Annotated in this window: 10 protein-coding genes; 8 read left to right on the top strand and 2 right to left on the bottom strand. The window is 36.1% G+C overall.

Annotated features, from left to right (window positions below):
• Positions 1–8 precede the first annotated feature (8 nt).
• From H3R29_RS01560 to H3R29_RS01580, 5 genes are all read left to right on the top strand, one after another.
• On the top strand, positions 9–1,751 hold the full coding sequence (locus tag H3R29_RS01560) for an FAD-dependent oxidoreductase (protein ID WP_122037472.1): 1,743 nt from the start codon (positions 9–11) through the stop codon (positions 1,749–1,751).
• A gap of 226 nt (positions 1,752–1,977) precedes the next feature.
• Positions 1,978–2,940: a mannose-6-phosphate isomerase, class I gene (gene manA, locus H3R29_RS01565; RefSeq protein WP_198202369.1), complete on the top strand. Its 963-nt coding sequence runs from the start codon at positions 1,978–1,980 to the stop codon at positions 2,938–2,940.
• A gap of 15 nt (positions 2,941–2,955) precedes the next feature.
• Positions 2,956–3,351 carry an SdpI family protein gene (locus H3R29_RS01570; protein ID WP_122025933.1) on the top strand — a complete coding sequence of 132 codons (396 nt, stop codon included), beginning with the start codon at positions 2,956–2,958 and terminating at the stop codon, positions 3,349–3,351.
• On the top strand, positions 3,348–4,067 hold the full coding sequence (locus tag H3R29_RS01575) for a response regulator transcription factor (protein WP_046324679.1): 720 nt from the start codon (positions 3,348–3,350) through the stop codon (positions 4,065–4,067). Before H3R29_RS01570 ends, H3R29_RS01575 begins: the two co-directional genes overlap by 4 nt.
• Positions 4,068–4,075: 8 nt before the next feature.
• Positions 4,076–5,527 (top strand): cell wall metabolism sensor histidine kinase WalK, encoded by a 1,452-nt coding sequence (locus tag H3R29_RS01580; RefSeq protein ID WP_198202370.1) that lies wholly within the window; start codon positions 4,076–4,078, stop codon positions 5,525–5,527.
• 43 nt (positions 5,528–5,570) lie between these two features.
• On the opposite strand, the gene H3R29_RS01585 is transcribed toward H3R29_RS01580, so the two are convergent.
• Both H3R29_RS01585 and H3R29_RS01590 read right to left on the bottom strand, forming a co-directional pair.
• The gene (locus tag H3R29_RS01585; RefSeq protein WP_198202371.1) at positions 5,571–6,437 is read right to left on the bottom strand and encodes an SPFH domain-containing protein; all 867 of its coding nucleotides are present in this window, start codon (positions 6,435–6,437) and stop codon (positions 5,571–5,573) included.
• A 26-nt stretch (positions 6,438–6,463) separates the two neighbouring features.
• Complete coding sequence (locus tag H3R29_RS01590; RefSeq protein ID WP_198202372.1) at positions 6,464–8,665, bottom strand: LTA synthase family protein; 2,202 nt, start codon at positions 8,663–8,665, stop codon at positions 6,464–6,466.
• A gap of 141 nt (positions 8,666–8,806) precedes the next feature.
• Here H3R29_RS01590 and H3R29_RS01595 point away from each other — a divergent pair, with 141 nt between their 5' ends.
• The 3 genes from H3R29_RS01595 (at position 8,807) to H3R29_RS01605 (ending at position 12,394) form a co-directional block, all read left to right on the top strand.
• Positions 8,807–9,433 carry a VanZ family protein gene (locus H3R29_RS01595; protein ID WP_046324683.1) on the top strand — a complete coding sequence of 209 codons (627 nt, stop codon included), beginning with the start codon at positions 8,807–8,809 and terminating at the stop codon, positions 9,431–9,433.
• Between the two features lie 79 nt (positions 9,434–9,512).
• Positions 9,513–10,862 carry a glucose-6-phosphate isomerase gene (locus H3R29_RS01600; RefSeq protein ID WP_198202373.1) on the top strand — a complete coding sequence of 450 codons (1,350 nt, stop codon included), beginning with the start codon at positions 9,513–9,515 and terminating at the stop codon, positions 10,860–10,862.
• A gap of 143 nt (positions 10,863–11,005) precedes the next feature.
• Positions 11,006–12,394: an MFS transporter gene (locus H3R29_RS01605; RefSeq protein WP_198202374.1), complete on the top strand. Its 1,389-nt coding sequence runs from the start codon at positions 11,006–11,008 to the stop codon at positions 12,392–12,394.
• Positions 12,395–12,479: the final 85 nt, after the last annotated feature.

The following is a 12,479-nucleotide window of genomic DNA, read 5'->3' on the forward strand; positions in this document are numbered from 1 at the left end:
GTTATACCATGGCGTTTTCAATTAAAACCAGACAGGAAGAAATTGAACGTTTAAAAAATGAAAAATTAGATTTATTGGTTATCGGTGGCGGTATTACTGGAGCTGGCGTTGCATTGCAAGCTAGTGCAGCTAAGATGAAAACCGGTTTAATCGATATGCAGGACTTTGGTGGCGGAACTTCATCACGTTCAACTAGGTTAGTTCATGGTGGTATTCGCTATCTTAAGACTTTTGATGTCCAAGTAGTTTCTGATACAGTCAAGGAACGTGCAATAGTTCAGCATATTGCTCCTCATATGACTCGGCCTGATCCTATGATTTTACCAATTTATGATGAGCCGGGAACAACTTTTACCATGTTTTCCGTCAAAGTAGCAATGGATCTATATGATCATTTAGCTGGAATCGAGGGTGACTCCCCTTTAATTAAGTATGCTAACTATACAATGGATAAAGCAGAAACTTTAAAACGGGAGCCACAATTAAACAGCGAAAATCTACAAGGCGCAGGCGTTTACCTAGACTACCAAAACAATGATTCACGTTTAGTAGTAGAAAATGTCAAAAAGGCACATGAATTAGGATGTTTGGCTGTTAGTCGGCTGAAATGCATTGCGATTTTACATAACGAGCAAAAGCAGGTTAACGGAGTACGCGTCCATGATAACTTAACCGGTGAAGAATTTGAAATTCATGCAGATGTAGTTATTAACACCTCCGGGCCTTGGTCCGATTTAGTAAGACAGGAAGATAAAGCAGTTTATAAAAAGCCGCGTCTGCGTCCTACAAAGGGTGTTCACTTAGTAGTTGACCAATCACGCTTGACTGTGCCACAACCAACTTACTTTGGTTCAGGTACAGCAGACGGTCGTATGATTTTTACTATTCCTAGAGAAGGTAAAACCTATTTTGGCACTACCGATACCGACTTTACCGGTGATTATGCTCATCCTACTGTTGAACAAAGTGATGTCGATTATTTGTTAAATATTATTAATAAGAAGTATCCTTCCGCTCATTTAACTATTAACGATATTGAAGCCAGCTGGGCTGGAGTTCGTCCCCTAATTGAAGTCGAAGTTGAAGGCAATGAAGCAGCAGATGCAGCAACTGGTGCCAGTGTCTCTGACAGTACTTCAGCACCGTCTGCTGTATCTCGCGGTAGTTCATTAACTGAAGCTGAGGATGGCTTAATTACTCTAGCTGGTGGTAAATTAACAGATTATCGTATTATGGCTAATGGTGCCATGAAGAAAATACAGCAAAAGCTTCATGACAAGTTTTCTAAGAACTTTACTTTACAAAATTCTGCTGAAATTAAAGTTGCAGGTGGTGATTTTGATTCAGATCATGCAGAAGAAGAACTTGCTCGGATTGCTAAAGATGGCGTAGCAGCTGGTATTACAGCTGATGATGCCAAGGAAATTGCCAACTTGTTTGGTTCACAAGCAGAGCAAATTTATGACTATGCCAAGACGATTAAGCCCGCTGCAGGATTAAGTCTTGGCGAAACAGCTGCCCTTGATTATTCACTAGCTGAAGAAATGACACTGACACCAGTTGACTATCTCTTAAGGCGTACTTATCACATCTTATTCAAGAGTGATACTTTAAACCAGGTTAAAGAAGGTGTCGTTAACCATATGTCTGATTACTATGGCTGGGATAAAGAGCAAAAGACTCAATATGTACATGATTTAGAGCAGGAAATAGCACAATCACGACTAGATAAACTAAAGAATAAAAAATAATAGATTAACAAACAGAAAGTAGTAAATTATTCCCCCAAAAAGCCCGTCAAGATAAACTGACGGGCTTTTTCTTGCCCTTTTTAAGCACACTATTACAATTAAATTATTTTATGTGAGCAGAGGTTAGCAAAAAGTATTATTATAACAATAATAAATGTTGTCATATTTGAAAAAATAGTTTTAAATTTACATCTTAAAAGATTAAACTATTAGAGAGGTGATTAAAATGGAGCCAATTTTTCTTACTCCTTATTTTAGACCCAAACTTTGGGGTGGACGCAAATTGAAAACAATCTTTAATTATAATATTCCGGATGGCAAGGTAGGAGAAGCTTGGGTAATATCCGGCTATAAAGAGGATGCTTCTACAGTAATCAATGGTCAATTTAAAGGGCAAAGTCTGCGTCAGGTTTATCAAGAAAACCCGACGCTATTTGGCAATCCTGAAAGTAAAGAATTTCCGCTGCTGGTAAAGTTCCTGGATGCAAATGATAATTTGTCTGTTCAGGTTCATCCCAATGATGAATATGCTCGCAAAGTAGAAAACGATAGTGGCAAAACTGAAAGCTGGTATGTTTTGCAGGCTGATCCTGGATCATATCTAATTTATGGGCATACTGCCAAAACTCGCGCAGAACTGGCTGAAATGATAGAAAAGGGAGAATGGGATAAACTTTTACGCAAAGTACCAGTAAAAACTGGTGATTTCTTTTATGTCCCTTCAGGAACAATCCACGCGCTTACTAAGGGAATATTAGTTATTGAAACCCAACAATCTAGTGATGTGACATACAGGTTGTATGACTATGATCGTATTGACCAAAAAACTGGTAAGAAACGCGAACTGCATACCCAAAAATCAATCGCTGTTACTCAAGTCCCACATGTTGATCCTAAACTGGATATTACAATAGATCACGTGCAGGACGCTACTATTAAAACTTTGGTTGCACCACCTGTTTCACCTCATTTTTATTTGTGGCAAATAGATTTAGCTGGAAAATGGCATACTGGTTTAAATAGTCACCCCTACTTATTAGTAACAATCATAAAGGGGACAGGTACACTTCAAATTGAAAATAAATCATATGACCTATCAATTGGAACAAATCTGATAATTCCTAATAACATTAAAAAATTTACATTCACAGGTAATATGAAATTGGTTATTTCTACGCCTAATATTTAAGGAGAATAATAAAATATGATCTATATAGCTTGTGGCTCAATTATGTTAATAGTTGGGCTATTATGGCTCATTTCACCTCCGAAAAGACCTTGGCCGTTTTACGGATATTATTCGTACTTGGCCACAGTGAATAAAGCAAGTTTTAAATTTGCTCAGCATAAAGCAGGTGGTTATTTTATTATATTTGGTTTAATGCAATTATTATTAGGAGTTGGAATCCATTTACTTAAATGGGATCGTTACTTTTTACTTTGGCTGCTGACATTTTATCTTTTCATTATCTTTCCAATCATGGCTACTGAAAAAAGTCTTAAAAAATTTTTGATAATTCGTCATGAATTGCCGGCAGATTATATAGACCCTGACAAAGTAAAAAAGGAGAGAACAAAAGGATTTAGGGACAGAAAATGAAACTGAAAATTTTAATGGTCGAGGATGATCAGTCGGTTGCAGAAATGATGGGGATGTTTTTCGAAAAAGAAGGATGGTCCATGGATGTTGCCACTGATGGGGAACAAGCCGTTAAAATGTTTGCTGAGAATCCTGATCAATATGATTTGATCACTCTAGACCTTAATTTACCTAAAAAAGATGGCATAGAAGTTGCTAAAGAAGTTTGTGCAATCTCACCATCAATTCCAATCATTATGCTTACTGCGCGCAGCAGTGAAGAAGAACAAATTCAAGGATTTAATGCTGGTGCCGACGATTATGTATCTAAGCCATTTAGTCCTTTGGCGCTAATAGCACGTATTAAAGCTTTGCAACGCAGAATCAGAATTGATGATAAGCAGGAACAAACCAAAACAGCAGAATCCGGAGAAAAATTTGATGTGGTAACTAATCATATTAAAATTTCTACAAGCAGACGTGAAGTATTATATGACAATAAACATGTTCAAAATATTACCCCCAAAGAATTTGATTTGTTATATACCATGGCCCAGAAGCCAAAGCAGGTCTTTTCTCGTGAACAATTATTAGAATCTGTTTGGGGTTATAATTATTATGGTGAAGATCGCACCGTGGATGCACATATTAAAAAATTGCGCCAAAAATTGGAAAAAGTAGGTGCAAATGTGATCCAAACCGTTTGGGGGGTTGGCTATAAATTTGATGATTCGTAGGCTTTATTATGAAGTTGATTTATCAGCATATGCTTAGTTTTTTACTAATCATTATTACTACGGTATCAATAATCGGTTTTTCTGAAATCAATAATACTACTCAGCAGTCATATGAATATAATTATCGGCGAATGGAAGATTTTGCCGCAGCGTTAGGGACTTTGGCTACAAATGATAAAAAAGACGGAGCAGCAATGCTGAATCCTAAATTTTTAAATAAGCTAGAATTTGTCCTTCATAGCGATAGGGTGTATCTTAGCGTTTTTAATGCACAAGGTTCACAAGTTTATCCTCAAAAAAATGACAAAATTAAACTAACTCCTCACCGCCTGAGACAATTGAAAAGTGGCAAGAAGCTGCGTATTAAAAATAATAATGAAGCACTCTCCAGCTTAGGCTATAAAAAGGATGCTTGTACTGGTGTACTTTTACCCTGGAAGGATAAAGGAAAATTTATTGGAGCAATGTGGTTAGGAGTCAGAATTGCTCAAGTAGAGCGGCCTGTTAGAATTGCTAAACAAAATCTCTTCAACGCGTTAGTTTCTGCCATGATAGTAGGTTTAGTACTAAGCTTGATTCTTTCTTTTTATGCAACCAATAGAATTAAAAAGTTATCTGTCGCTACCAAAAAAGTTACAGCAGGTGACTTTGATGTGCAGACACATTACTGTGGTCATGATGAAATAACTCAGCTGGCAGATAACTTCAACCAGATGGTTCGGACATTAAAAAAATCAAATCAAGAAGTGAAGGAGCAAGAAAAAAGGCGAGACCAGTTTATGGCTGATGCTGCTCATGAAATGCGCACACCTTTGACTACGATAAATGGTATTTTAGAAGGCTTACAATATGATGCAATTCCTGATAAAGCTAAGCCCAAGTCTATTGCCTTGATGAGTAGAGAAACTAAGCGGTTAATTCGTTTAGTTAATGAAAATTTGGATTATGAAAAAATTCGCAATAACCAAATAAATTTAGTTAAAACGCGCTTTAATGCCAGAAAGACATTTGATGATGTAACAATGCAACTTAAGCAAAATGCTGCTAAAGCTGATGATACAATCTTTATCACTGCTCCAAAAAATCTGCCTGTTTATGCAGATAAAGATCGTTTTACCCAAATAATGGTTAATTTGGTACAGAATGCAATTCAGTTTACTGCTAACGGTAAAATTGAAATTAGCGGTTATAGAATTGCACACGCCACGGTAATTATGATTAAAGATAATGGTATCGGAATGAATCAGCAACAAATTAAATACGCTTTTGAAAGATACTTTAAGGCTGATCCTTCACGCAGCCGCTCTGGTAAAGGAGAATATGGTTTAGGATTATCTATTGTATCCTCTTTGATCAAACAGCATGGTGGCAAAATTAGTGTCCAATCTGCAATCAATCAAGGAGCGGAATTTACAATCATACTTTTTGACCAGGGCTATGAACAATATCTTGAAGATTAAAAAATCATTTCCTTTTTTGGAAATGATTTTTTATGTTTATAACCTATTTGTCATTTTTAGTTGTTTCGTGCCAAACTTTTGCAGTTACAGGAATTGAACCAAGATTAGTCATTTCATCTTTTCCTACCACAATTAGATTATTGGGACCTTTAGCTAAATTATTGAAACTGTCTAAGCTTTGATTCTTAAAATAGCCATCACTAGCTCTTGCCAAGGTCAATTGTAGCTGGTTAATGCGATACGCTTCTGCGTCTGCTTCGGTTTTAACAGCTTCAGCTTTGGCCTTTGCTGTAGCAATCAGAGCGTCATTTTTAGCTTTGGTAGTTAATTCAATATTTTTAGCTTCACCTTCCGCCTTTTCAATAGCTGCTATTTTTTCACGGTCTGCAGTAAGCTGCTTATCCATTGCTCTTTGAATCTCTGGACTAGGTAGAAGTTCATCAATATTGACCCGAACTACCCGAATGCCATAAATGTCTGTTAAATCGCCAATAGCTTCTGAAAGTTGAGTGTTAATGCTGCTAGTTGAGCCTAAGGCGTCGTTTAAGTCCATTCTTCCGATGATGTCACGCAAGTGTCCCCGAATGAGTTCGACCATAGATTTAACTGAATCCGTGTTGTTGTAAAAATACTTGTAAGAATCTGTTACCAAATAATTTAGAGTTAGACTGGTAGTGATTTCTGCATTATCTTTGGTAATAATTGAATATTTGGAAATTTCTGCGGGAAACATTGCCAGTGAGACCTTGCGTAATCTCTGAATTACTGGAATAATCAGTACTAATCCCGCCTTTACAGTTCTGGAATACTTTCCCAGTGTTTCTATTAGGCCTTCATTATTTTGAGGGACAACCCGACAGCAGGAGAGTAATAAAATTACAATAATTAAAAGAATCACTACATAAAGCATTTTAATCCTCCAAAGATTCCGAATTCTTATTTTTCTTTATTATATGACTTTTTATTCTTTTTACTAGATTTATTTTTCTTTTCAGTTAAGTGATTACCAGAAACAGATTCTGGAATAGCAGTAATTTCTTCTTCACGTCCCTTTAATTCAATGGCATCTGTCTTATACAAACCAGTAGTAGATTTGCGGTGTTTACTTATCAGTGCGGTTGATTTATTTTTTAACTGCTGTCTAATATTTTCCATTTGTTTAAAATTAGTTAAGTTGTCAAACTCATTTGGGTCAACTGGTTTAAAACCGCTGGGGGTGTAAAATCGTAACAAATTATGATTATTTAATAAGTCTGAATATTTTAATGATTTTTTACCTTCTTTTGCTAACTTGTTTATTTCATATTTTTCTTGTTCAGTAAAATTGATAATTTGCTTGCCGCTTTTACGGTCATAGACTACTCCTTTAAGGCCCTTACCACCGATAATGACGTACTTTTGACTGACAATCGTGCCATTCCTAAAAACAATCCACGGACGATATTTGGGAGCTAACAGATCATGGCCAAATTGAATATAATTACGGTTAGAAATGCCTAAAAGATGAAGTATTGTTGGCAAAACATCAATTTCACCAGCGACTTTGTGTTTAATTTTTCCTTTGAGATTGGGTGCGTGGATCATAAAAGGCACGCGTTGCATTTGTACGTTATTGAAAGCATTCCAGGTATCAGAGCTTTCACCAACAATCGGTGCTAAAGTTTCATTCTCCGAATTAGTTAAGCCGTAATGATCACCGTAGATCACTACCATAGTGTTTTTGATTAAACCGGATTTCTTTAAGTAATCGAAAAATTCGCGAATAGATTGATCCAGATAATGGGCTGTTTCAAAGTAGTTGTTAATTGACTTGTCCGAAGTATCACTGGTTTTAAACGTTGGATCCAGATCTTCTTCATCCATATCAAACGGTGTGTGATTAGTTACGGTGATGAATTTAGTATAAAAAGGTTGCTGCATTCTTTCTAAATATTTAATACTTTCAGCAAACAATATTTTGTCTTTAATACCGTAGCCGATGTGGTCGTTTTTATCATGGCTAAAGTAATTTTGGTCAAAGAAATAATTGTAACCAAGATTTTTATAAACATCATCGCGATTCCAAAAAGTACCTACATTACCATGAAATACCGCTGACGTATAGTTGCCGTGTTGACGTAAAATCTGTGGAGCAGCCTGAAAGGTGTTTGAACTGCCCATCGCTGTAAATAAAGAGCCATCAGAAATACCGTATGTGCCAGTTTCCAGCATGTTCTCCGCATCACTGGTACGACCAATACCGACTTGATGGTAAAAATTGGCAAAACTCAAAGTGTGTTTGTCGTGATAAATTGAATTGAGGTAAGGTGTGACCTCTTTTCCGTTAATTTTCAGATCAATCAAAAATTGTTGAAAGCTCTCAAGATGAATAATAATAACATTTTTGCCCTTTTCTTTACCGAAGTACTCTGGATTTGCGGGCAATTTATTTCTTTGGTTATAAGTCAAAATTTTGTTTAAATCGGCAGTATTGGCATTTCTATTTACCTGTTCCGTTTGTTCATTCTTAATACCATCATAGACAGTATAAGTATTAATACCGAGGTACTTGACAATGTATGAACGATCAAAAGTTGTCCCTAATAACCTTGGTCTGGATGATTCGGCCAGAAAAATATTTAGAACCAAAACCAAACTACCGACAGAAGTAACGGCAAAAGGGGTAAGAAGGCCAAAAGATTTTTGATCAATTTTTATTTTGTGAGTGATTAATAGTGTAACTACCACGATAAGATCAAGCCACAATAGCATATCGGAAGGCTGAAGTAGTGCTACAGCACTTTTTCCTAAACCAGGAGCGACTTTTCCAGCATTAGTTATGGTCTTGACGGTGATAAAATCAGAGAATTGACGGTAATAAAGAATATTTGCAAATAACAATCCAGAATTTGCGACATCAAGCAGCAGCATGGCACAATAAGAAACAAGCGGCTTAGAAAAATAAAGTCCAATGCTAATTAGTAAAATAGCGCTGCCAACCGGACTCAGCCACATTATAAAATGTTGATAGGGGTCGGAAATACCCAAGTTGAAATCATGATAGGCGGCAAAAATGTATTTCAGTGTAAATAAAACAACCAGAAGGCAAAAAAAGCCTATACGAGTCTGAATGAAATTGGTCAGATTTTTTTTATTCAAAATGAACTCTCCCTTATCAGACTATTTTAAAAGTTTCTGGACTTTTAGACAATCTTTTCCAAATAGTTAGACCTTTTTTAATAATTAAACAGGAAATTTGAGTATAATTTAAATGAACTCTATTTTAGGAACTGAACCAGTATGATATTTTTAGGACCAATATATAACCAGCTTTCACAACTTTATGCGACCAAAATAAATCATTTTGCTTTGATTAAGCTAATCATGTTGGCACTTGATAAAACTCTTTTTTACTTTTTATTTTTTATGGTAATGCGTTTAATTTGGCTGATGACTATTAGAAGCAGACGTACAGTAAAGTCAGAAGCAGCAGTATGGCTATTTGCTTTTTATTTGATATTAGTTTTAATGTTGACGACTTTTCGCAATACGTATTTTCCTTGGAATCTAACCTTAAACCTTCACAGGCCTCTTAATGAAATTAATTTTGTCTTTCTCAGGGAAACGTGGAAAATGTATCACGCTCAAAGTAGGCTTGATTTTTTTTATAATTCTTTGGGTAACATTCTTTGTTTTGTACCTTTTGGCTTTTTGTCACCATTTGTTTTTCCCAAAAAGCAAACGTTCTGGCGGGTTTTATTAGCCGGAATTATTTTTTCGGTTTTCATTGAAGGGATGCAATTTTTGCTTGAAACTGGAGTGACCGATATTGATGATGTGTTCTTTAATAGTTGCGGCACGGCGGTTGGCTATTTTGGTTACTTATTGGTTATGTTAATCAGGAGAAAGTCTCGTAAAACTAACTAAAAGGTCTGGCATTTATAAAATAAGATTGCTAAAATGTTCTTGTGAAAGAAGTATTTAATTCAGTAAGGAGAGCGTAAATATGAGTTTAATTAAATTTGATAGCACCAAATTAACCCCATTTGTTCATGAAAATGAACTAAGTGAAATGCAGGCTATTATTGATGCTTCTGCTAAAGAGCTTAAAGATGGCACAGGTGCAGGTAATGATTTTCTTGGCTGGATTGATCTGCCAGTTAATTATGACCAAGATGAGTTTGCCAGAATTAAAAAAGCCGCTAAAAAGATTCAAAGTGATTCTGAAGTATTGGTATGTATCGGAATAGGTGGTTCTTACTTAGGTGCTCAAGCTGCCGTTGAATTTTTGAATGGTGCGTTTTACGGTAAGGGTAAAGAAAAATATCCTACTATTGTTTTTTGCGGCAATTCATTGTCCGGCTCATACTTACATGACTTAATCGAGTGGGTTGGCGATAAGGACTTTAGCGTAAATATTATTTCTAAGTCTGGTACAACTACCGAACCAGCTGTTGCTTTCCGCATTTTTAAAGATAAATTAATTAAAAAGTATGGTGAAGAAGAGGCTAAGACCAGAATTTTTGCTACCACCGATAAGGCTAAGGGAGCATTGAAGACTGAGGCAGACGCTGAAGGCTACGAAGAATTTGTTGTGCCGGACGATATTGGTGGTCGTTACAGCGTTTTGTCGGCTGTGGGTCTTTTACCAATAGCTGTTTCTGGAGCTGATATTGATCAGTTGATGAAAGGTGCTGCTGATGCCAGAGCCGATTACACCGATACAGACTTGAGTAAAGCAACTCCTTATCAATATGCTGCATTGCGTAATATTTTGTATCGCAAGGGTTACACTACTGAAATAGTTGAAAATTACGAACCCACTTTAAGAATGTTTAGTGAATGGTGCAAACAATTAATGGGTGAATCTGAAGGTAAGGATAATAAAGGTATTTGGCCAGCAAGTGCCAATTTCACTACCGACCTTCATTCATTAGGACAATATATTCAAGAAGGCAGAAGAAACCTCTTTGAAACTGTTATTAGAGTTGAAAACCCCACAAATGATGTCGAAATTCCTTCTGATGATCGCAATTTAGACCAGCTGAATTTCTTATCCGGTAAGAGTTTAAACTTTGTCAATGAACGTGCTTATGAGGGTGTTGTTCTGGCTCACACAGATGGTGGAGTACCGGTAATGACAGTTAACATTCCAGATCAAACTGAACATACTTTAGGCTACTTAATTTACTTCTTTGAGTTGGCTATTGCTGTTTCTGGTTATGTCAATGGCATTAATCCATTCAACCAGCCAGGCGTTGAAGAATATAAGCGTAATATGTTTGGTTTGCTTAACAAACCAGGTTATGAAGAATTACACGATGACCTAGCTAATAGATTTAAACAGGAAAACTAATTTTTATTTATTGCAACTTCTTTTAAATAAGACTAACATAAATATATAGAGATTAACCTGTACATCATATATAGTGATATTTAATCATAATGGAAAGGGTAAAAGTTTATGACTTTTAACCCTTTTTTATTAAGGAGAAATATATGGAAGAAAAAAGAGAGACACCAAAACGGGTTTTGGCGATTATCAGTTGTGCTTTAATGGCTTTTGTTTCAATACTAACTGAAACTAGCTTAAATGTTACTTTTCCCACTTTAATGAAACAATTTCATATCGGTTTGGGATTAGTTCAGTGGACTACAACTGGGTACTTACTGACAATTTCTGTAATTATGGTTGCGAGTTCATATTTGAATGATCGTTTTTCCGCGAGACAATTATTTTTAACTGCTGCAATTGCTTTTATTGCCGGATCGGTTGTAGCGGGCTTTGCGACTAATTTTGGGGTCTTACTGGCAGGTCGCTTAATTTCGTCAATCGGTGCCGGTCTTTCAATTCCATTAATGTTCAACATGGTTGTTGAACTGATGCCGCAAGAAAAATGGGGCTTTTACATGGGACTAACAGGCTTAGTTATTATACTTGCACCATCTTTGGGGCCAACCTTTGGTGGCACTGTGGTTTACTATTTTGGCTGGCCACTAATTTTTGAAATTGTAGCTATAATTGCAATAATCATCATGATCTTGGGCCTATTTGTGGTAGAGCAATACCATGAAAAAAAGCATCCCAGCTTTGACTGGTTAAGCTATATCGTTATTGCCAGTGCAATGATTATTTTTAACTTAGGCTTTAATCGCATTAGTAATGGTTTAACAGATATCGGCTTTTGGCTCAGCATGGTAGTAGTGGCCATTTTAGTATACTTATTTATTAAACTCTCACGCTCAAGTAAGAAGAAATTAATAAACTTGAGTATTTTCAAAAATAAACCCTTTATTTTTGCCATGATTTCCTATCTGTTACTTCAGTTTATTAATATTGGCACCAGTTTTGCCGTTCCTAACTACGTGCAGATTGTTAATCACGCTAGTTCTCTTGTTGGTGGTTTAGTTTTACTTCCGGGATGTATTATTAGTGGTATCTTAAATCCGTGGTTTGGACGTATTTATGATAAAAAGGGTGCACCGTTACCTTTGTTGACCGGAACAGTATTTTGTTTAACAGCATGTCTGCTTTTTGCGATTTTTAGCTTAAAAATTAGTACAGTGATGGTCGGTGTCTTTTACGGAATTATGATTATTGGTCGCCAAATGGCGTTTAACAACACAATGGCAGAGGCCTCAAAACTGCAACCAGAAGAATTGCATACTGATGCTACCGCAGTCTTTCAAACTGGCCAGCAATATGCTGGCTCAATGGGGACTACAGTAATGGCTGCCATTATTTCTTCTTGGCAAAAAAGACCGGGCAATTATGCTGCACTCACTGCTCAAGGAAGTCAAGAAGCCTTTCTATTTTTGACGTTTGTCAGTGTCATAATTTTACTAAGTTATTTAAACTTGTTTAGACTTGAGCAAAAAATAAGATAAATAATTAAATAGTTTCGTTAATTGTTGTAACTTCATTTGCAATAAATGAAGTTATTTTTTTGCCAGATAATTAATATTAAAATAA

It is taken from the genome of Lactobacillus sp. M0393, assembly GCF_016102025.1.
In the GTDB taxonomy this organism is placed as follows: domain Bacteria; phylum Bacillota; class Bacilli; order Lactobacillales; family Lactobacillaceae; genus Lactobacillus; species Lactobacillus melliventris.

Coding starts and splice junctions, on each gene's coding strand:
- H3R29_RS01580 (WP_198202370.1), top strand. CDS start 4,076: ATGAAGTTGATTTATCAGCATATGCTTAGTTTTTTACTAATCATTATT.
- H3R29_RS01600 (WP_198202373.1), top strand. CDS start 9,513: ATGAGTTTAATTAAATTTGATAGCACCAAATTAACCCCATTTGTTCAT.
- manA (WP_198202369.1), top strand. CDS start 1,978: ATGGAGCCAATTTTTCTTACTCCTTATTTTAGACCCAAACTTTGGGGT.
- H3R29_RS01575 (WP_046324679.1), top strand. CDS start 3,348: ATGAAACTGAAAATTTTAATGGTCGAGGATGATCAGTCGGTTGCAGAA.
- H3R29_RS01605 (WP_198202374.1), top strand. CDS start 11,006: ATGGAAGAAAAAAGAGAGACACCAAAACGGGTTTTGGCGATTATCAGT.
- H3R29_RS01570 (WP_122025933.1), top strand. CDS start 2,956: ATGATCTATATAGCTTGTGGCTCAATTATGTTAATAGTTGGGCTATTA.
- H3R29_RS01595 (WP_046324683.1), top strand. CDS start 8,807: ATGATATTTTTAGGACCAATATATAACCAGCTTTCACAACTTTATGCG.
- H3R29_RS01560 (WP_122037472.1), top strand. CDS start 9: ATGGCGTTTTCAATTAAAACCAGACAGGAAGAAATTGAACGTTTAAAA.
- H3R29_RS01585 (WP_198202371.1), bottom strand. CDS start 6,437: ATGCTTTATGTAGTGATTCTTTTAATTATTGTAATTTTATTACTCTCC.